Below are 20,351 nucleotides of genomic sequence, written 5' to 3' on the forward strand. Positions count from 1 at the left end.
CGTGGCAGGCCCCCCGACCTTCCATAGAAGGTGATACATGGCAGCGTACTGGCCAGTAACCCACCGTTTCAAGAACTGGCGCCTCGGGTACCGATGCGACACCAGCAAACCGATCGATGGAGGGTCCTCGTGAGCGCCGCACCACTGCCGCCGCTGCCACCGGTGCCGGGCATCGAAGACGACGATGTCGACTTCGGCGGCGACAACATGCTCGACCTCCTCGACGAGGACCACCGCCAGCTCACGTCGCTGTGCGAGCGGCTCGTGGCACCCGGTGCACAGGAGAAGGCCAGGGCGCAGGACATCGAGGACGTCCTCGTCGCCACGCTCGCCCGGCACCTGTCCGCGGAGGAGCAGTACCTCTATCCGACGGTCAAGGCCGTCCTGCCCGACGGCGCCCCGATCGCCGACCAGGAGATCGCGGCCGACGCCGAGCTGCTCATCGCGCTGCAGCAGCTGCACGTGACGTCCGCCGCGGACGAGGCGTACCGCACCGTCCTGGACGCGGTCGCAACACACGTGCGCGACCACACCCACCGCACCGGCGAGGAGGTGTTCCCCCGTCTCCGCGAACAGTGCACCGACACCGAGCTCGTCCGGCTCGGCAACCGGGTCCTGATCGCCCGCGGCGCGGCACCCACCCGCCCCCACCCGAACACCCCGTCGGCACCGCCGCTCAACAAGCTCGTCGACCCGGCCGTAGCCGTCGTCGACAAGGTCCGCGACGTCCTCACCCGCCGCACCACCTGGCCGGAGGACCTCGCCAGCTGATCAGGTTTATCGATCTCACCCCGGAGGTACTACACCATCATGGCAACCGTTCTGTGGATCATCGCCGTGCTCATCGGCATCGCCGGCGTCGCCGCCCTCCTGCGCCGCCAGATCCTGTGGGGCATCATCCTCATCGTCGTCGCCCTGCTCGTCGGCCCCGGCGGCGTGAGCATCTTCAACGTATGACCAGCATGGGTGACCGGCTCCCCCACCGGCCACCCCAGCGAAACAGGGCCCCGGCGACCCACCCCTCCGCCGGGGCCCTTCGCGTGTCACACCCCCCGATTCGCCAAGATCTTCCAGGACCGTGTAATGTCTCCGACGGCCATCCGGGCGGTGCGGAAGTCACCGGGTAGGATGTTCACAGCAGGTCGAAGTGGCGGAATGGCAGACGCGCTAGCTTGAGGTGCTAGTGCCCGCAAGGGCGTGGGGGTTCAAGTCCCCCCTTCGACACGTACCATTGCCCCACGGTGGGCGTCCGACATTGGTCTGGACGTCCACCGTTTGCGTTTCTGGGTCATAGGTTAGCCGCATTCCGAGCTGTCGGTACACCTCGGCTTTGTCGGCCGGATCGGCGCGGCGCAGGATGGCAATCGCGTCCGCGAGCCCGGCGACGAGGTCGGAGATCTCGTCGCGGCTCATCCGACGCTGACGCGTCGCGGTGCCCGGGCCTGCGGCCAGCAATGCTTCCGCGGCCGCGCGTTCCTGTTCGACCTGGGCGATCCAGGTGGTGACCACGGCCGGATCGGCGCCAGCCTCGAGGGCGGCGCGGTACCGCTGGAGTTTGATGTCGCATTCGGCGATGGTGAAATTGGCGGCCTCGCGGGTCGGGTCCGGTCCGGCGGGCCCGGTGGCGGTCTGGGTGAGCATTTCGATGGTGTGGTCGCGTTGGGTTGGGTCGAAGAGGTGGGCCAGCCAGGCGTCGACGGGGTCGACGAGGGCGTCTTCGCGGAGGTAGACGTTGCGGGGGTGCTCGATCTGGTTGGCCAGGGCGTATTCCTGTGGGTAGCGGCATCGGTAGTAGGCGACGCCGTTGGAGTACTGGCCCTGCATGCGGCGTTGGCAGACGCCGCAGTGCACGACGCCGCGGAACACGTACGGATGGCGGGTGCGGTGTTGGCGGTGGGCGGTGCCTTTGACGGTACGGCGGCGGGTGAGCAGTTCCTGGGCGAGTTCGAACGTCTCGTCGTCGATGATCGGGATGTGGGCGGGCCGGTCGGACCGGACCCACTGGGCCTCGGTGTTCCAGCGCATGACCCTGGTGTGACCGAGGGCGACGTCGTCGACGTCGAGCAGGACTTCATGGGATCGTTGCCGGTTCCAGACCTGCTGGCCGGTGTAACGCGGATTGGTGAGGATGGCCCGGACGGCACTCTTGGACCAGGCGATGCCGGTGCGGTGCCGGTTACGGGCCGGGTCCTGTGCTGACGGGCTGGGGATGTCGTCGGTGGTGAGTCGTTCGGCGATGGCGAACAGGCCGTATCCGTCGAGGAACTCCTGGAAGATGCGTTGCACGATCGGCGCGGTGTGTTCATGCGGGATCAGTCCGTGCAGGTGGCGGCCGTCGGCTGCTTTGGCCGGGTTGGGATGTGGTCCCAGCGTTTCCAGGGTGTAGCCATACGGCGGGCGGCCGCCGAGGAACCTTCCTTCCAGTTTGGTCTGGCTCGCCATCGCGGTCCGCACCCGCAGCTTGATCCGGTTCCGTTCGCCTTTGCTCATGCCACCGAACACCGACATGACCAGTTCGTGGGCTTCGTTGTCCGGGTCGATCGGCCCGCCGATCTCCGGGACCCAGAGCTGCACGCCGTAATGGACGAACAGGGGCAGGGTGAGACCGAACTGGTTGCCGTAGAACGCGCGGTGCGGCTCGCCGATGACGACGGCGTCGAAGCCGCGGTTGGGGTTGCGGAGCGCAGCGAGGAGGCGGTTCGCGTGGCGGCGGCGTTGCCAGGGCATGGAGCGGCTTTCGCCGACGTCGAAGAACTCTGCAACGATCCGGCCGCCACGCGGGTGGATGAGCGCTTGCGCTCGGCTGAGTTGCCAGCCGTGCGACGACTCGGGATCCTGGTTGTCCTCTGTGGAGACCCGACCGTAGAACGCGAAGGTGATCGCATCGGTACCTGCGGGGAGTTGTGGGAGTTCCTGCGTCACGGTGTCTCTGCGCTTTCTGTGTTGACTACCTGGTCGTGGCGGGCGGCGAGAAGCAGTCGGAGCAGCGCTCGAGCGGCTTCCGGCGTCAGTTGCGGTCCTTCCTCGGGCACCACTACCCGGGGAACGGCAACGGCTGCCGGGGACGCGGGCAGAGCACCATCCGATGAACGCGTGCCTTGGCGACGGGCGTCAAGTCGTCGGGGATCACTCAATCGCGCTCCCGTGAACGGGCCAGCGCGCAACAGCGGGCAGACGCCCGACGAGCCGGTCGTGATGAGCACATGCGGCGTGGACGCAGGGTGCCGCGTCGCGTCGAAGTTGATGTTGAGGGTTGGTATGGCACGAGGGCTCCTTGTTGAAGACATGACGAAGGCCGGGATGCTTGTGCATCCCGGCCTTGGGCAGATCCGATACTCCGATCAACGCCGGAGAAGATCGTTCAAACTTGCGGTGGCACCGCACCGCCCATGCGACGCAGTAGTCACGCTGAACTGGCAGGTCACGCAGCGGCGCTTGGTACCAGCGAGCCGGTGCCGCGACGTCCCCATCGAAGGGCGGAACGTCCGGCCCGGCCCACCGACGCGGCAAGGAGTCGCACTCGCCGGCGTCCTGGGGAAGAAGCAGCAGACTCTTAACTGCGGGTTGTAGGTTCAAGTCCTACGCGGCGTACAGCACGAAACAGGCCACGACCAGGGACAACGCCCTAGGATCGTGGCCTGTTGGCTGTCCACAATAGACACTCGTGTGATCCGCGTGTGATCCGCAACCGGCGGAACGTGCCGCTACTAGGCGACATCAGGCGACACCGGACGCCCAGTTGCGTCAGTTACGTAACGGTGCAGCCGCGCAAAACCGCTGGCGCAGGTTCGAACCCTGCCCGGGCTGCGTCACAGAACTGCAAATGCGTGGCGCGTTCATTCAGTCACTGACCGTGGATGCCAGCTCGCGCTGTAGGTTATCGAGGATGCCCCGGGCGATTCGCCCGGGGCATCCTCGCGTTCAGTCCAACGCCCGGCATTACCCCTGTTCGGGGCCCTCCAGCCTCGACGTGACTCAACATCTCCGGCTCGACCGAGGGCCCCGGGCCGCAAAAGTGCGCGAATCGCGAGATTTTCTGAAGTCGGCGTGCTACCTTGTTGGCATCACCTGAAGCAGGGGGCTGTTCTAGATGGTCGACGCTGAAGCGCTCGCATGGTCGCGGGAGGTGCTGGGTGAGCCCGGCCCGTACGTCCGCGAGACCCTTCCTAATCTCCTGGTGGCGACGCATGGACGGTACGTCGCGTATCAGCAGCAGAGCGGGCTGGCGGACGCTAGCCCGTACGGCCTCATCTGGCTCGGTATGCCGAAGGCGGTCGTCGACGGCCTGAGCGGGGTTGCTGGGGTGCAGCGCCATCGGCCGAAGAGGGGCCGGTACTTCCTGCCCGTGGTCAGCGGGGTGCCGATTATCCCGTGGCGCTACGCGCGGGACGGGAAGACCGACCTCAAGACCGTGCCCTTCGGCAAGCCCGTTTCTGACACTCGCCGGTCCCTGTTCGAGCCTCCGAGCCTTCCCGCGGAGCTGCCCCTCGGTGAAATCGGTCTTGGCGACGCGGTCATCGCGGAGCTGCCCGAGGAGCAGCAGCAACAGTTCAATGAGTACGGTGCCGACATTCGGGCGCTGGCGACAACCGGTGGCCTGGTGGCCGTCCTCGCCTTCGCGAGCAATCCGGATGCGCTCCTCAACGCGCACTTCGGCTATGCGCGGCTCGGACCGGGCGACCTGTTGGATTGGGCGTACTGCGAGCCGATCGAGTTGTCGTCCGTCGACACGGCCTTCGTCCGTGACACGACGACCCGCGACGACGGACCTACGTTCGACTCGGGCCCGCTGGAGCGTCCGAAGCTGCGCCCCCGTTCCCCGCTTGAAAGCGGCTCGCCCGGAGACGACTCGACGCCGCCCGGCCCCACCGGCACTCATGAATAGGCGGTTCCGTCAGCCCTCGCTGTTCGAGTCGCCGGCCGCCGCGACTGTCGCCGACCTGTTCGATCCGGTCCGGCTGACGCAGGCGCGCGTGCTTGCTGGCAAGACAAAACATGAACTGGCCGAAGATCTCGGGGTTTCGGCGGCAGCCGTTGGACAGTACGAGGCGGGGATTACTGCTCCACGCCCCGATCACCTGAAGCGTCTGGCAGAGGTCTTGGGCTATCCCTTGGCCTTCTTCGCCAAGGGCAGGCCATACGTCAGGATCGACGCGTCCATGGCTCATTTTCGAAGCCTCCGCAGTACGCGGGTCGGCCAGCGCGCCAAAGCGATGGAGGTCGCGGAACAGGTCTGGGAACTAACGAATGCGCTCGAACGGCACATCGAACTCCCGCCTGTGAACCTACCGGTTATTGGATCCGAGAACAGCTCACGGCCTATTGGACCGGAGTCCGCAGCGAGAGAGGTCCGCAAGTTTTGGGGGATCGGAGCCGGGCCATTTCGTCATGCCGTGCGCACGCTTGAGATTCATGGCGTGGTCGTTTCGCTCGTGTCAATGGACGAGGACGTAGCCCGAGTCGACGCGTTCTCGACCTCCATTTTCCCACGCCCCCTTGTCATTCTGACGCCAGATCGCGCAAATGATGTTTATCGGCACCGGTTTACAGCGTGTCACGAACTTGGACATCTCCTCCTACACCGCAACGTCATTCCAGGCGATCTTGAACAGGAAAAAGAGGCAGACCGGTTCGCCGCCGAGCTGCTCGCACCAGCGGCCGAGATCGCAGACGAACTCCCGGTCCGGTTTCGTCTACAGGCGCTCGACGAGGTCAGTCGGCGCTGGGGCGTGTCGGTAAAGTCATTGGTTCGGCGCTGCAGGGAACTGGGAATAATTTCCGACGCGTCTGCCCGGCGGTCGTACGTACGGTTGCAGCAAGCAACGGATTCTGGCTTGTTGCGCCCGGAGCCAATTACAAAGTTTCAGGGGGAGACTCCTGTCCTTTTGCTGAGCGCCTTCGAACTCGCCGAACAGCACGGGCTCGAACTAAAGACGCTTGCTGCTGAGCTGGCTTGGCCACACCGACGCGTCCGCCAGCTACTCGGTCAACCAGACCCCCGCCCTTCGCTACGTTTGGTCTAGTTCATAGCCTGTGTTGAGACGGTTCCGGCGCTCGGCTAGCAGGAGCACTAAAGGAACTGCGCCGCCCTACGCGAACACGAGGACGCCTCGACTCGGCGTGGAGGCGTCCCCCGTTCCTTAGTCAGTGCCTGGTTCCGGCCGGCCGTGGCTTCGGGATGTCGGGGCCGCGCCCGCTCCGGCCCTCAGTTCTCGCGACGCACCGCCTCGCGGCGCCGGCGCAGTTAGTCAAGCCGTACTCGCAGTCACCGCCGTACACGATAGAAGGCAAGTGCTGACGTCTCACATGGCGTGGCCGTGCACTGTGGCCAAACCTGGTCGCTATAGGTCGCCTAATGGTCCACAGTGGATGCTGGCAACTAGGGAGGCATCGCATGGATCAGCTCAGGTTTGAGGCAGCCCTCGGGACGTACACCGTTAGTGTCGCCCCGGATAGCATTTGGATCTTCAAGGGGATGGGCACCCACTACTTCCAACTCCAACTGGAGGTCGGCATCCCGCAGGTCGGTGCGGAGGCTGGACGGCTGCTGTGCCTGGAGACGACCCTCTACGCCCCGCAGGAAACCGGACCGCGTGCACCGCTCGATTCGGCGAACGTATCCGTCCCGTTCAACACGACCGGTGAGGTCCGCCGGCCGACGCTTCAGTACCTCATCACCAACGCCCAACTGCTGGCATTGGAGCAGCACCGCACCGGTGACCTTCGCCTGGAACTTCAAGTGCGAGGCGTCCTACCGCAGTCGTCCGGCTTTCCTGGGGCACCTGAGATCACCGAGCACCTGGGCATCGCCGAGAGCAGGTGGCGTCAGCAACTTGCTGGGCTCGGCCGCACGCTCGGGGCGGAGATGCTGATCCCCTTTCCCGCCGACGACGAGCCGCGCAGAGTTGTCGCCGACTTCCTCCGCGAGGCGCAACGGCTGCTTGGCGGCAGCGAGATCGACTCTGCAATGCTCCAGGTGCGTAAGGCACTAGAGACCATCAAGAAGACGAGCGGCTGGAACTGGCCAGGCAAGAAGGACAAGGGCGACATCACCGCCGACGAGCGGTGGGCCCTGATCCGGGCGGCGATGGAGGACCAGGCCAGCGGGGCCATGCATGTGGACCCAGGCACCAAGGACTACAAGTACAGTCGGGCGGAGGTCGAGACATTGATCGCCATGACCGGAGCCCTGTTGCGAGTCGTGGCGTGACGCGGCAACCGCCCCGGATGGCCCCGTCATCAGCAACTCCTGAGATTCGTCTCGACGGTCAGGCGGATCGGCTGGAGGCCGTCAGCCGGCCCACCTCGGTGCCGTGCCGCCCCGCAATCCACGGAGGACCTAGCACCGCGCTCCCTCCGACGAGGCCGACAGCCTCGTGACAAGATGTCCGAATGGCTAAATACGATCCGGACGGTGACCCTGCGGCGTTCGACATCAATGACCTTGAGATGGTCGAGGGCTGGCTCGACAGCCCCGTAGCCAGCGCATGCGCCGAGGATCTCGGGCGGGCGTTCGCAGCATCGCCGCTCGCCGAGCAACTGAAGGAACTCGGGCTCGCCCTGGTCGCGGCCGAGGCCAGACGCGACGAGGTAGCCGTTGCCGTCGCCGGCGTGCAAGCGGACGATCCACGGCACAGGCTTCTTGATGGCTTCAACAGCTTCGCGGAAAACCTGCGGGGCTCGGATCGCTGAGGTTCGCGGCCAGCTGCCGGGATAGAGCCCCGCAGGCCGAAGCACAACTGCGCTACGTCGGCTGGTAGGGATCGCGGCGCTCAGCCGCCCGCCACTCACAGGACCTCTGAACCGGCCTAGCTGATCCGGCCCACCAGCGAGGCCAGGCGCAAACCTCCGTTTGCCTCCCAGCTATGCCCCGCTCGGGACGGAAACCCGCTATTGCCGGATGAGGTAACTTGCGATACTCGGTTCGGCATGTTGCCAGGACCAACGGCATTGACGGGGCGGTAAGACGAAGCGTCTTGGCGAGTCATGGCTCGCAGCAGACGATCCGGCCGGATGCGACTACTGGTAGGAAGCGATGGATGAAGAGGCGCGGGGGCGGTGGCTGTGCGCGATCGGCAAGCACGTCATCCGGTTCCAGCAGGACGATAGGTCCACGTATGTCTATGCAACGCTACGCACATCACAAGAGGCCGACCTGCTGATGCGCCTGCGACGGCAGGGTCGCATCTCGGGGGCCAAGGTGAAGGCATTCGCGCGCGAATGCGGCATCCCAGTGCAGGAGCTCCCCGACATCCTCCGCGCCCAGGCTGATGCGGGCCTACTCGGGGTAGAGGTCGATGGAAGCGGTCGGGTAGTGTCCGTGACGGAGCAGATCTTCTCCGAGGATGCTGTCTTTCGCTACGCGGCAACTCGATTTGAGCAACGCCTCCCCGAGCAGGCCGAACGTGCGCTGATTCCGTTGATGGATCTACTCAGCCGCCTGCCGCTGGATGTTGATCAAACAGTCGAGCGAATCATTCGTGACGGCTTCATTGAAGAAGATGCACGCGAAGCCATTGCCCTCGCCAGTAGTTTCGGGCTTGCACAACAGCGGGACGTTCCGGATTTCAATAAGCCGTTGCTTTACAACGAGTATCTGTGGGCGCACAAGATCGATCGAGTGCAGGCGGTTCTTGCTGGTCTTCGCGACCGCGACACCAACGATCTGCTTGCTTTGATGGAAGAAATCGGACAGGCCCAGGGCACTCCCGCCGAGGCGCTTACGGCAGCGCCGCAGCACCTGGTCGAGATGGCAACACGCGTCGGACTTGTGGACGGAATTAAGATCGAGACCATGTCTGGACGCGAAAAGACATTCACCTTTTCTGCCCAATTTGACGGCCTGGGCGCCGGGCGTGTGAACCCTGAACTAGCTGGTATCTCCGACCAGGTCAAGCTACTGGTGGCGTCCATTCAGTATGGGGTCCGCTACTCGGAAGACTTCCGTCTCGATGCCCCTTTGGCGTTCATGAACAAGCTTGTCAATACTGGCACGGCGGGGAACGCAACACCGATTGGTCGGGACTACATCTTGGTCGAGAAGTATGGCATCCTGCGAACCGTACCCACGACCGGCAGTCGTGCTCGATTTGAGGTCGTCAAGCAAGACATCGTCACCGCTGCGCGGGATGCGCTAGCGCAAGGTCGATTGGGCAACGGAATTGGCTCCGGAGATCGGACGTTGGTAGACCAGCGCGACTACACTTCACCCGAGGCAATGCGGCTCCGCCTGGCGGACTCTGCTGGGGCAAGCGCGGTTTTGGAACGCAAGCACCTGGCGGCAATTCGAGAGTCGGTTCAGAATGGATCGTGGTTGTGATGAGCCAACCCCGACGCGCCCGCGGCGGCCGTGAGGCCAACGATGCCGGCGCCCTCTGGGAATATCGGCTGGCCAGACTCCGATTTATGCAGGGCTTTTTCGTCCGACGATCTATCTACGTTTGGCCAGACGGTCTAGGTCTCCAGAGCAACAATCTTGCGGAGCTCGATGTGCTATCCACCAGCTTCGACGCGAGGTTGCGACGCCGTACCGAGATCATCGAGGCCAAGAGCGGCACAGGCGCCAAGGAAGTCGAACGCGTGATGTGGATGCGTGGCATGGCGGCCTACACCGGGGTCGACGAAGCGACGTTCGCAAAAGTCCGGGTTGACCCCCGAGTCCGCCCGGTCGCTCGACGCGTCCGTGTCAATATCCTGGACGAGGCCGCGGTGGCCGCTGCGGAAAAGGCGCTCGGAATCGGCGACATGGAATGGATTGGTTTCGCAGATCCCGATCTTGGTGAACGTGTCGTCAAGCCAGCGCGGGAGCACCTGACCTCTAGTGACCCGTTGCGCCGCGCCGGCAGGTTTTTGTTTGGCACCTTCTGGTTTACTGACGAGTTCACTCGCATCAAGCAGCTCCGAACCCTCGCCGACCTACTCCACGAAAATCACTCCGACGTCGATCCCACTGCGCTCGTTCTCGCATGCAGCGAGGTCGTGACATTGACGGCACTGTCGACGCTGGAGGTCACCAACTGGCGTGGACAGTACGAGCCAGCAGAATTCCAAGAGTTTGCAACCGGGCAGTTCTCCAGTGGCCTCGGTCAGCCCGATGGTTTGCGTCGCCTGTTGGCGCAGGTTGATGCTATGACCCATGACTTCGTGGAAGGTCTCCACGATGAGTACACCGCCGCGACAGGCGCCGCCCGTATCAGCCGCCGCATTCCCCAGCTACAGCACGAACTGCTGCGGGTACCCGAATGGGCAGAAGCGTTCATGGACCTATCTTCCCGAATGCAGGAACGGGCTGACTTGGCGATGCACATACTGCAATTGCTCGATCTTCGCGCTGCCGGCCGCCTCGGCAGTACTCGAAACGGCGGCAAAGCTGGCACGCGATGGGCGGGCGCAGATCAGCAGGTTATCGACGCCGCAAACCTTGTGGAGCGCTTCTGCGTTTCAGTCTGGGGCTTGCCCGAGCGTGGCCTTCAGCCAGTCTCCGGCAAGTTGGCCTGAGTCCATGGCCGATTACTTCTTCAGCAACGGCCCTGGGCATCAGCGCTGTCATCATGGCGCTCGTGGACGCTTTCCTGCGAGGCAGCGATCGATCAGCGGACGGACGCGTGAGCAGGCCGGCGCACGAAGCCCCGTTCGGAACCCCCAAGCTGCAACCGCGTTGGCAGCTCGAACACGAGGCCAAGCGGCGCATTGGCGCAGCTTAAACCTGACAGCGTCACGGTCAAGTCATGCAGGTTTGTCTCTAGCCGGGGGCACGTGACAGAACTGCAAACGCGCAGCGCGACCGGCCGATCGCTGATCGTGGAGGCCACTTTCGCGTTTAAATAGACGATCGAGGATGTCCCGGCTGCACTGCCTGGGCATCCTCGCGTTTAACCCGATGAACGGGCACCGGGCCGCGCCGTCGGTAGCCCCGATACGTTGCCACATCGGGCACCCTCAGATCCGTACATGCCACTCGCCGCGGCGGTTGGTACCGGTGCAGGGCCGGCCCTGCACCGGAGACCGGTGTGCCGATACGGGTCGGCGGCGCAGCGGTTCGCGGGAGTGCGGGCCGACGGCCTCGGAGCGCGGGCGCGGTCCTGCGGCTGACTCGTCCGCACCCGCCTCGGAGGTACCCGCATCCCGATCTGCCAGATCGAGTACGCCGCTGTATAGCCCCCGACCTGGCAGGCCACAATTCGCTCACCGCAATCTTCTCTGGTTGCCGCTCGCTATGGGCCGCGGGTGATCGTTCGCCGTCCGGGGTGTCGGCGCTCACGTAATTCGGTTCTGTCGCAGGAACCGTGGCGCGGCGGTGAAATGTCGCAGCGACTTGTCGTGGACCAGGACTTTCGAGGGACCGGGTGCCGGACAGCAGCCGGTTCCGCCGGCTATAGCGGTTGACCAGCAACGCTTTGCGGAGGATCCGTCAGCCGCGATCATGTCGCGGTGCATGATCCAACAGTTGCCGGGTTCGTCCTGCCGCACCTGGTCGGCGTCGTCGTGGAGCGGGTCGATTGCAGCACTGAGGGCACCGTCCTGTCCGCCCGGGCCCGCGCGGCAGACGCGGTGTGCCCGGGCTGCGCGACAGTGTCCACCTCGGTGCGCAGCCGCTACCAGCGGCGGCTGACGGACACACCAGTCGGAGGGCGGCCGGTGTGGCTACTGCTGCACGTGCGCCGGTTCAACTGCCGCGCCACCACCTGTCCAACCCGGACGTTCGTCGAGCAGACCCCGGCCCGACTATCCGCCGCCAGCGGCGCAGCCAGCCACTGCAGCACCTGCTGCACGGCATCGGCGCCGCCCTGGCGGGCCGCGCCGGCGTCCGCCTCGCGGCCAGGCCCACCATGGACGTGTCTCGCAGCACCCTGCCGCGGCTACTGCGCAACGAACCGGAACAGGCGCTCACCGTGGCGCCTCGCGTCCTCGGCGTCGACGACTTCGCCCTACGACGAGGCCAGGTGTACGCAACGATTTTGCTCGATATGGAGACACACCGGCCGGTCGACGTGCTTCCCGACCGGGAAGCGGACACGCTCGCCGCCTGGCTGCAAGCGCACCCCGGCACCGAGATCATCTGCCGAGACCGGGCTGGCGCCTACGCCGACGGCGCCCGCACCGGGGCGCCGAACGCGATCCAGGTCGCTGATCGGTGGCATGTCTGGCGCAACCTCGGCGAAGCCGTCGAGGCCATCGTCGTCGCCCACCGCGCCAGCCTGCACGAGCCGCCCGCCAAGGCCGTCACGCCACCGAAACCTGAGCATGCGGCCGAGCCTCTACAGTTCAAAGTGTTGCCAGGCAAAGAGATCCGGCTTGTCACTCGCACCCGGGAACGCTACACCCAGATCCAGCAACTCCTCGCCGACGGCGCCTCCCGCCGCGAGGTAGGCCGCCGGCTCGGCCTGGACCCGCAGACCGTCCGCCGGTTCGCCGACGCCGCCAGCATCGACGACCTCCTGGCGAACACCCGCCGGGAGACCCTCCTCGACGGTTACAAAACCTATCTCCACCAGCGGTGGAATGACGGCTGCACCGACACCGCGACACTGCACGGCGAACTCCGCGGGCGCGGCTACCGCGGCAGCGTGCAGACCCTGCGCAGATACCTGCAGCCGCTCCGCCCGGCCGGCTTCAGTGCAGCACCCGGCGGCTTGGGCTGGCTCATCGTCGAGCAGGGCATGTGCCCTCACCGTGCGAGACAGCCGCGTCAGCCGGGGTGCGGTCATCTCGCGGGTGAAGATCGGCAGGTTGTGGTGCTGAAATCCGGGTCAGGCGATGCCAGCCAGTTTCAGGAACGGGGTGATTTTGTCGAGGGAGAACAAGCCGTCGCGTAGGTCCTGATAGCCGCGTGCGGCCAGGTCGGGGTTGATGCCGAGGTCGCTGGCCTGCTGGCGGAGGTGCTCCATGCTGATGCGGGCCTGCAGAATCCGTGTTTCGTTCTCGAGGTCGTGCAGCCGCAGGTCGGTGGCGAGTTCCTGGCCGGCTCGCAGAAGGAAGAAGATGGCGGCGAAGGGTCCACCTACCCGGAGTGCGCCGGCAACGGCCAGGTACAGCATCACCGTCGGTGGCGGGTTCGTTGTAGCTCCTGCTGGGGTGTCCGAGGGCCGCTCGGCGATCTTGGCGTCGGCGGTCCGCTTCAACAGGGTGGCGCCCCAGATGCCGCCGAGGCCTGCGGCGCCGGCGGCGGCAAGGTAGAGCAGTCCCTTGACGGGCATGGTGGAGTCCTTCGGATGCGAGGGTGCTGTGGGCGTCCAGACGGTGCCGCACCGATGTTTACGGCCGGTGTGCGCATAGCGCGATGGGTGGAGGCAGCGGTGCCGGGTGTGCTGGGTCGTGGTGCCGAAAGGATGGCACGCCCTACCTCAATTTCGCAACAGGAGGAGGAGAACGGTCGTGTAGCATCAAGTGTATGAGTGAGGCCGGCAGTCGCGACAGTCCCCTGCATATCGCTGCCCGCACCCCGGGCAACCAGCGATTTGGGCAACTCCTGACCGCGCTGCGGCAACGCGCCGAACTAACCCCGACGCAACTCGCCGGTCAAGCCGGCGTCAACCCATCCTTCGTCCGCGGTATCGAACGAGGCGTGCAAGCACCTTCCATGCGGACAGCCCGTACCCTGCTCGACTGCTTTGATCAAGACCGGATCCAATGGCCCACCTCGGGCCCTGCCGACCTGATCATCCGCGAACCCGGCACTGAACACACCGTTGCGTTCACGTTCACCGCGAAGGTAAAAGGCCAGAACCACCGGCCCGACGCCGGCCCGGTCGCGGCCGCCTACCGCCTCGCCAGCACCATGCGTGACCTGGGTCCCGAAGCCTCCAAACAACTGGCCGATCCCGAAACCGGAGCCCTCGCTAGCGCGTCCCGGCTCGCCACCACTATCACCGACATGATCCCGCAGATGTTCGCCGCGCTTTCCACCGCCGACGAGAACATCACCGGCCCTAGCGCCAGCGAGCAGTCAGCCGCACCGAAACCCGGCGACGACACCAGATTCGCCCGCATCGTCCGCCGCCTCGCGACCGCCGACAATGAAACCCTGGCCCGTGTCGAACGAGTCCTCGACGTCGACCAGTACCTCCGCGACAACCGCCAACAACAGCAGGAAGACACCGTTGACATGCGACCGAACCCCGGCCTGAGCTGAACGCCACTGCATCCCGGCGCCGCCCGTCAACCGGTCTCACCGGCAGCCGCTACCACCGGTGACAGCTGTAACCTCGATGCTGCGGCGATGTCAGGCGTCTCCCAGACTGCCTGCGAAACGGGCCGCCAGCGAGCCGTCCGCAACATCGACCGCGACGCACTCGACCTACAGCTGGACCGCGCAGCGGACAGACTTCGATGGCAGAAACCCTCACGGGGACAAAGTTCGCTGGCGCGAGGGACATGCCTCGATGGCAAAGAACATTGCTCACCGTGTGGACCCGGCCCTATAACGTCTGGCTGTGCCGGGCGAAACTGGCCCCGCCCACGTCTAACACCGCCGCCATCGACATAACTATGAGTAGTCGCCCCTCTGACACCAATCGGGCGAACGCGCGTTGTCGGCGGCAGATCCGGATGTCTGATCGAGTTCAGGCGACTGCACGACCGGCAGGCTCGATTGGGTCACGGTCGGTATGACACTGCGTCGTGCAGCAAGAGCGTCAACAGCCGACGAGGAGATGTCTGGCTGCTAGCGTCCTGCGCATGGCCACGATCCGCACCCTCGTCTGGGGTATCCCGGTCCGCGGAGTTCAGGCCACCGCCGGCTCGCAAACCAATTGCGCCGGCTTCGCCCGCGCGGTGGCAGACTTCGAACCGCAGCCAGATCCGTCGGACGGCTTCGCCTTCGTGGTCGCTCTTGAGGAGCGGCCCGGCGCGTTCCACAATAACGAACTGGCCGCATGGTGCTGTGAGCACGTCGAGTTGGGCGTCCGAGCGGAGCTGGCTGAGCACTTCGGCGCAGTGCTGCCTCCCGTCCGGGTGATGCTCCGGCGGGTCCTGCAGCACCCGGTCGACTCCAATGGGCCGCGCAACCAGGAGGCTGGGCGGCGCCTGGTGCTCCACGCGCTGGAGGCGCTGGATTCCCGCCAGATCCCATCACGTTGTCAGAAGTAGAGCGGGCGCTGATCGCGGCATGTCCGGGAACCTGATCCAGCCCGCGAGCGCGTCGGCAGCGGCAAGGTCCGGATGCCTCGACCACCGAGATTTAGTCGACCGATAGCACCAGGGATCGAGTTCTCGGGCGCCAGCGGCAAGCAGGACGCACACCGGCCGCTCCTCGGCGACGTCGCCACCTCGTAGGCCATGGCCACCGCGCGGTCCGGCGGGCTGCAGACAGTAGTCGCATTACGAACCGGTACGCCAGCCGTCACCACGCTCCGCTGCCTCGATGCCGGCCTGGGGCGTCGGCGGCAGGAAGACGGTGGCATAGAACTTCACAGCGCGGCATCCTACAGTCCGGCGGCTCAGCCCAATCCGTACGGCAAGACAGGATGTCAGTACTGTCCGGCTGCGCTGCTTCGGATCAGGCAGAACGGGTGCCCGGCCGGGTCGAGCATGACCAGCAGGTCGGGGTCGTCCGTGTTCTGGTGCGCCGCCAGGCTGGCTCCCAGGGGGATGAGTTGCTGGGCCGCGGCGTGCGGGTCCTCGACCACGTAGTCAAAGTGTTGGTGGAGCGGGACCTCGGCTGAGGGCCAGGTAGAGGGCTTGTAGCCCGGCGCGGCCCGGAAGGGGATGGGCCCGTCGGCGGTGTCCAGCTTCGCCTGGCCGGCGGTCCGGTCGGTGACCGTCCCTCCAAGCAGAGCGGCGTAGAAGTCCGCCATGACGTTCGACTCTGGGCAGTCGATCGTCAGCGCCACCCCATTCGACGAGCCCGGACCGTCGCCGGCGACCGTGAGTCACGAGACTCATCCTGGCGGAGCCTCCAGGCGGCAGCGACGTCGCCAGAAGCTCCGTAACTGCCTTTTCCGACGGCAGATCGTCCGGCACGATTGCCTTGTGCCGAGCCCGTCGTATCCTCCTACCGCGCGAGATCTGGTCTTCGACTCGTTGAAGGTGTCCCTGCGAAACGTCGGTGTCGGCCGCGGCCCCTGGGATGCGGACACCGCCGACGCCGCGATCGGTCGGATCGCGGACGCCGTGGAACTGGACATCCGGAATCGGCTCGACGACTTGGACGTCCGTGAAGTTGTCGGCTGGGCCGCGGGGGGAATGGCGCATTGGACAGACCTCCAATTCAGGGCGCGTACTGCGGTCCCCAAGTCGCTCGCCAGAGCTCGAGAGGCGCAAGCCCATTCTGAAAATGCAGCAGCCAGCGGCCTCATCCTCGAGCTTGCCGCAAGGCAGCCAGCTGACGGCCGTCGGCTCGATCCGAGCTGGCGTGATTTCGAAGCTCTCGCGATTCTGGCGCATGAACTTTGGCGATGGCGGACCGTGGCAGACCGGGTCGCGGCCCAACTGGTCACCGTGACTGGCGCCCGACTGACCAAACGGGGCACCTTCGATGTCCAGGTCAGTGATCGACGTCCGTTCCGGATGTCTCAGTTTGAGGATGCGTACGTCAGGCGGATGGTCGACGACGGTCCGCTTCGGGGCGCTGGCGACATCGCCGTCCTTCAAGCGCTTGTACGGTCCTTGAAAAGCGGCTCGGAGATCCCTGCCGAGCTGGCTGCCATCGATGCAGCGTTGAAGGCAGACCGTGCGCACGGACTTGTCGATCTGATAGCGGCGCAGGAATTCCTGATTGAGGTCAGCGGCGCCGAGGATGGCAGCGTCGCTGGATATCGGTTCTCCAGCCGCGAAAGTCTGGAGAACGCCGTCCGAGCCAACATGGACCAGCTCATGCCCGCCGCTCGTCCCGACGGTGTGGTCGAAGCGTGCCGGCATCTGATCTGGACGCAAGACCTCCTGCAGGCCTCGCCGCTGCAGATGTTGGAGTACCGGGAGTCAGTCGGCCGTCTCTACAGCCGTCCAATTCTCGAACTCTCCGACGGGTCCCTCTTCGTGCCTCGGAACGCGCCCGGGCTGGCGCGGGTCGTGCTGCTGCAACGCGTCTTCGAGGGCACCTGGCCCGAGCGGGTCCCGGTCCACGACGCCACGCTTTCCGGAGCGCTTGAGCTGCGTCGGCAACGGGTCCGCCCCATCGCGGGGTTCGAGGCCGACCTGCGAAGCACTCTCGCGTCAACGGGCCTGCCGTTCGTCGTCGGGGTTCTTCAAAGCGTCGCTGGTACGCCATCGGACGCCATTGGCGTTCCTGTACATGCCGAGATCGATGCAGTTGTCATCGCCGTTCACTCCCGGACCATCTGGGTATTGGAGGCCAAAGACCTGGCAGTTCCATTCGCGCCGCGCCGTATCCGCAGCGAACTGTACAAGTATCGGCGCACTGGCGGACACGTGGACAAGCTGCGGGCCAAGGTCGAGGACATCGCAGCGGATCCCGCCCAGGTCGCGGCTCGGCTCGGCACCGCCGACCAGGCGCGGACATTCGCCGTGAGAGGGCTGTTCGTGACCCGGGAGCCGACCCCGGCAGCGTTCACCGACGACCGTACACACGACTTCGTCACCCTCGACCAGCTACCGAAACTCCTTCGCAGCCGCACGGACCCCAACGTGGCTACGACGGACGTGGCCGACCCCTGCAAGACGGCCAAGTCTGGCTCCGTCTGACCCGAGCGACACACGCTCGCGGTCACGGTTGGTAGTCGAATCGGCTGGCTCACTCGTCCCGTGCGCGATGTCTGCGGCATGAGCGGATGTCAAGATCGTTCTGTCGGACCAGTAGCGTTTCACCCGGTCGGCTTGAAGTCGTCGGGCCGCTCTGCGAGCTTGCGTTCCATCGCTTCCCACAGAACTTCGCGCTCGTTCACCACGATCATGCTCATGTACTCGCGTAGCAGGACCGAGTACTCGGTCACGAACGCCCGCTCCGGCAGCCGCCGGACCCAGGCGCCAAGGTGCGGCAAGCCGAAGTAGTCATATGCCATGGCGGCATGCTCGATGTCCATCGTTGTGCGCTGCTCGACCGTACTCCGGGTGCCGTCAGCAGAGATCGCGGTGAAGAGATCACCACCGCCCACAAATGCCGGTCGCCAACCAGCCCATCCGCTGGCGGCGCCACTGCGCACACCCTGTTCCACACGGCACGCGGGTCAAGCTCCATCTGAAGACTATTGCACTGCCTCGGCCCACCTCGCGGCAGATCAGTGCACCGTGCTGGCATCGCCGCTCACCAGGCGACGCCTGATCGAGGTTTTGTGTCAGACCCCGGGCGTAGCATCCAGGCCATGACATTGTCGAGAGAGGAACGCGAAGAGTTTCTTGCTGAACCGCACGTCGGCGCCCTGTCGGTGGTCGAGCGGCCTGATCAGGCGCCACTGACTGTTCCTATCTGGTATCAGTACGAGCCGGGTGGTGAGGTATGGATTGCCACCGCGCCGGATGCGCGAAAGACGCAGGCGATCCGGAGGGCGGGCCACTTCGGCCTCATGGTGGAACGCAGCGCACCGACGACCAGGTACGTGTCGGTGCGCGGACCAGTGGTGCGTATCGAGCCGGGTTCGCCTGAACTGTCGCGGGAACTGGCACAGCGCTATATCCCGGCCGCCAGGGTGGAAGAGTATTTGGAGTTCGAGCGGAAGCACATCGGCGCACAACTCATCATCTACATGCGTCCCGAGCGGTGGCTTTCGTCGGACCTTGGACCAGAATGGTGAATGACATGCCCGTCTGCTCCGCAGGGACCGTGTCAAAAGGGCACGTGACCGGTTGGCTATAGGTTCTTAGACGGTTTCGTCATGCGCTTATTCAGGGCTGGGCCAACGCACTAATCTCGGCATTTCAGGAAGCCTCCGGCGCCCGTCCGGACGATGACGCACTGCAACCGGTCACAGCTGGCCGCCGCGCACGATCGGCGGCATGAGCGCGCAGCTGATCAAGGACGCGAATGGCCGCCGACAGGCCCTCAGCGTGGGTTCACTAATTGACGTCCGCACGATTCGTTGAGGCCTCAGCGGCACTTTCTGAACGTCGTTCCGACATGCCAGAAAGGGCAGTCTGAAAGTCGAGTCGTGGTGCAGCTGCCGGACTGGGTGCATTGAGTAGAAGGCGGACTCGTTCAATTCCTAGTCGTCCTGCGTGTAGCTTGAGATCTGCTAAGCCTTTCCTTAGATCCTGCTTTTCCTGCTCAGTAATGTCGGGGGTATTGAGGTAGCCCTCAATCTCTTTTTCTAGATCGCGTAGCGCCCTCTGCTTGGTGCGTTGATCCGACCATGAATTCCATCGGAATAGCCCATATCCGAGAGCCCAGGATAGGACGGGCGACAAGTACGTGAGTGTCGTTCCCCAATGTCCACCTAATTGTTGGCCGAGGTAGATTAACCCGGTTCCCCCGCTGATCCCGGCGATCTGCGAAACAGTCTCACCCGCCGTGCGTCCGCCAGCCCTACTCATCAGCGACCTCGCTCGTACGCGATGAGGACACTTGGACCGATTCAGCGTCGCTAGCGATAACATTAGATGTTTGATCGATCTTCTGAATTTTTTCTATCACTGACAGCAGTTCGCCAACTTTGAGGCGACTATTGGAGCTCACTTCGATTCGCGTATCGCCGACTGAAACGATGATGGATACAGTTTCACGGCGACTCAGCCATGCCTTCCACGCGGTCAGAGCAATACTGGCAATGACTGGCGCCCCAGCCGCCACCGCGATCAACGAGGATATACTGCCCACGGTCGGACCATACAGAAAAGTCAAGATCGATTCTACCCGACGAATGGGTGTTTCGATTGGCCGCCAGAACCGGGTGTGTCAGGCAAGTCAAGATCGCCACCAGATGCCGATTCGCGTCGACGCCCGTCGAGTTGACCTGCGCTCATGGGTCATTGACCTGTACGTCAGCAAGGAGCGGTCAGCCCAGCAGTCCTGAAGTTGCGCCGGAGGCAGATCGGCGCAAGGGGTGCTATCCGAGGAGTCGACTCGCGCCAGGCAGTGTCCGCTCATCGGCAAAGTCGTGCACGCCGCCGCTGGCCCAGCCGCGACGGACAGTGACTGCCGCATCTGTGGACACGCGATGACAGCGGCATGAGCGTGCACCGGGCAGTGGTCGATGCCGATTTCGGCGAGCCGGTACGGCAGCTGCGAAATCCGTATGATCCGCGCTGTGGAGAACAGGCCTGGGACGACTCGCTGGAACGAGTCGATGTCGGATGGAACGCCGACTACGCGCCCGCGCCGGAGCAGTTGCGTCGCCAGCGGTCTCGCCTGCTCGCGCTGGTGGGTCAACGGCTGCGGGCCGGCTGGGTCGGCTGGGACCCGGCAAGAGACAGGTGGCAACCGGTCATCCCGGTGGTGCTGGAGTTCGACGGCGGTGTGCAGC

17 protein-coding genes, 1 tRNA gene and 2 pseudogenes are annotated in these 20,351 nt (G+C 64.9%); 15 read left to right on the forward strand and 5 right to left on the reverse strand.

All coding sequences use genetic code 11. From position 1 onward, the window contains the following. Positions 1-129 precede the first annotated feature (129 nt). From ACFPIJ_RS53995 to ACFPIJ_RS54005, 3 genes are all read left to right on the forward strand, one after another. Complete coding sequence (locus ACFPIJ_RS53995) at positions 130-771, forward strand: hemerythrin domain-containing protein (protein WP_380127350.1); 642 nt, start codon at positions 130-132, stop codon at positions 769-771. A 39-nt stretch (positions 772-810) separates the two neighbouring features. Then, positions 811-957: a GPGG-motif small membrane protein gene (locus tag ACFPIJ_RS54000; protein ID WP_203846703.1), complete on the forward strand. Its 147-nt coding sequence runs from the start codon at positions 811-813 to the stop codon at positions 955-957. Between the two features lie 184 nt (positions 958-1,141). Beyond that, positions 1,142-1,224 (forward strand) — tRNA-Leu (locus ACFPIJ_RS54005). 540 nt (positions 1,225-1,764) lie between these two features. Here the strand turns inward: ACFPIJ_RS54005 and ACFPIJ_RS54010 are convergent. After that, a pseudogene (locus ACFPIJ_RS54010) lies at positions 1,765-2,922 on the reverse strand (recombinase family protein); the annotation flags it as partial. 1,168 nt (positions 2,923-4,090) lie between these two features. Between ACFPIJ_RS54010 and ACFPIJ_RS54015 the strand changes: the two are divergent. From ACFPIJ_RS54015 to ACFPIJ_RS54045, 7 genes are all read left to right on the forward strand, one after another. Then, a complete protein-coding gene (locus tag ACFPIJ_RS54015) occupies positions 4,091-4,885 on the forward strand; it encodes a hypothetical protein (RefSeq protein WP_380127351.1) in 795 nt (264 codons plus the stop codon). Then, entirely contained in the window at positions 4,878-6,023 is a 1,146-nt protein-coding gene (locus ACFPIJ_RS54020) for an XRE family transcriptional regulator (RefSeq protein WP_380127353.1), read from the forward strand. Before ACFPIJ_RS54015 ends, ACFPIJ_RS54020 begins: the two co-directional genes overlap by 8 nt. 371 nt (positions 6,024-6,394) lie before the next feature. Further along, positions 6,395-7,210 (forward strand): hypothetical protein, encoded by an 816-nt coding sequence (locus ACFPIJ_RS54025; RefSeq protein ID WP_380127354.1) that lies wholly within the window; start codon positions 6,395-6,397, stop codon positions 7,208-7,210. A gap of 182 nt (positions 7,211-7,392) precedes the next feature. Next, positions 7,393-7,692 (forward strand): hypothetical protein, encoded by a 300-nt coding sequence (locus tag ACFPIJ_RS54030; protein ID WP_380127356.1) that lies wholly within the window; start codon positions 7,393-7,395, stop codon positions 7,690-7,692. A 343-nt stretch (positions 7,693-8,035) separates the two neighbouring features. Beyond that, positions 8,036-9,319, forward strand: a complete 1,284-nt coding sequence (locus tag ACFPIJ_RS54035) for a hypothetical protein (protein ID WP_380127357.1) — start codon at positions 8,036-8,038, stop codon at positions 9,317-9,319. Continuing rightward, positions 9,319-10,497: a hypothetical protein gene (locus ACFPIJ_RS54040; protein WP_380127358.1), complete on the forward strand. Its 1,179-nt coding sequence runs from the start codon at positions 9,319-9,321 to the stop codon at positions 10,495-10,497. The genes ACFPIJ_RS54035 and ACFPIJ_RS54040 overlap by 1 nt, the downstream gene beginning before the upstream one ends. 1,142 nt (positions 10,498-11,639) lie before the next feature. Next, positions 11,640-12,815, forward strand: a complete 1,176-nt coding sequence (locus ACFPIJ_RS54045) for a transposase (protein WP_380127359.1) — start codon at positions 11,640-11,642, stop codon at positions 12,813-12,815. Here ACFPIJ_RS54045 and ACFPIJ_RS54050 read toward each other — a convergent pair. Then, positions 12,750-13,196: a hypothetical protein gene (locus ACFPIJ_RS54050; protein ID WP_380127360.1), complete on the reverse strand. Its 447-nt coding sequence runs from the start codon at positions 13,194-13,196 to the stop codon at positions 12,750-12,752. The two genes, ACFPIJ_RS54045 and ACFPIJ_RS54050, sit on opposite strands and share 66 nt — an antisense overlap. A 194-nt stretch (positions 13,197-13,390) precedes the next feature. Here ACFPIJ_RS54050 and ACFPIJ_RS54055 point away from each other — a divergent pair, with 194 nt between their 5' ends. Next, positions 13,391-14,131 carry a helix-turn-helix domain-containing protein gene (locus tag ACFPIJ_RS54055; protein ID WP_380127361.1) on the forward strand — a complete coding sequence of 247 codons (741 nt, stop codon included), beginning with the start codon at positions 13,391-13,393 and terminating at the stop codon, positions 14,129-14,131. A 545-nt stretch (positions 14,132-14,676) separates the two neighbouring features. Further along, entirely contained in the window at positions 14,677-15,087 is a 411-nt protein-coding gene (locus ACFPIJ_RS54060; RefSeq protein ID WP_380127362.1) for a hypothetical protein, read from the forward strand. Between the two features lie 380 nt (positions 15,088-15,467). Here ACFPIJ_RS54060 and ACFPIJ_RS54065 read toward each other — a convergent pair whose 3' ends face one another. Next, positions 15,468-15,794, reverse strand: coding sequence for a VOC family protein (locus ACFPIJ_RS54065; protein ID WP_380127363.1), 327 nt, complete (start codon positions 15,792-15,794; stop codon positions 15,468-15,470). On the opposite strand from ACFPIJ_RS54065, the gene ACFPIJ_RS54070 reads away from it, so the two are divergent. Next, positions 15,793-17,640: a hypothetical protein gene (locus ACFPIJ_RS54070; RefSeq protein WP_380127364.1), complete on the forward strand. Its 1,848-nt coding sequence runs from the start codon at positions 15,793-15,795 to the stop codon at positions 17,638-17,640. The two genes, ACFPIJ_RS54065 and ACFPIJ_RS54070, sit on opposite strands and share 2 nt — an antisense overlap. A 119-nt stretch (positions 17,641-17,759) precedes the next feature. Here the strand turns inward: ACFPIJ_RS54070 and ACFPIJ_RS54075 are convergent, their stop codons facing one another. Beyond that, complete coding sequence (locus tag ACFPIJ_RS54075; protein ID WP_380127365.1) at positions 17,760-18,110, reverse strand: hypothetical protein; 351 nt, start codon at positions 18,108-18,110, stop codon at positions 17,760-17,762. A 147-nt stretch (positions 18,111-18,257) separates the two neighbouring features. Here ACFPIJ_RS54075 and ACFPIJ_RS54080 point away from each other — a divergent pair, with 147 nt between their 5' ends. Then, positions 18,258-18,686 (forward strand): pyridoxamine 5'-phosphate oxidase family protein, encoded by a 429-nt coding sequence (locus ACFPIJ_RS54080; protein WP_380127366.1) that lies wholly within the window; start codon positions 18,258-18,260, stop codon positions 18,684-18,686. A gap of 728 nt (positions 18,687-19,414) precedes the next feature. Here the strand turns inward: ACFPIJ_RS54080 and ACFPIJ_RS54085 are convergent. Continuing rightward, positions 19,415-19,705 carry a hypothetical protein gene (locus tag ACFPIJ_RS54085; RefSeq protein WP_380127367.1) on the reverse strand — a complete coding sequence of 97 codons (291 nt, stop codon included), beginning with the start codon at positions 19,703-19,705 and terminating at the stop codon, positions 19,415-19,417. Positions 19,706-20,056: 351 nt separating this feature from the next. On the opposite strand from ACFPIJ_RS54085, the pseudogene ACFPIJ_RS54090 reads away from it, so the two are divergent. Beyond that, a pseudogene (locus ACFPIJ_RS54090) lies at positions 20,057-20,351 on the forward strand (hypothetical protein); the annotation flags it as partial.

The sequence above is a fragment of the Dactylosporangium cerinum genome (genome assembly GCF_042653625.1).
Classification (GTDB): domain Bacteria; phylum Actinomycetota; class Actinomycetes; order Mycobacteriales; family Micromonosporaceae; genus Dactylosporangium; species Dactylosporangium cerinum.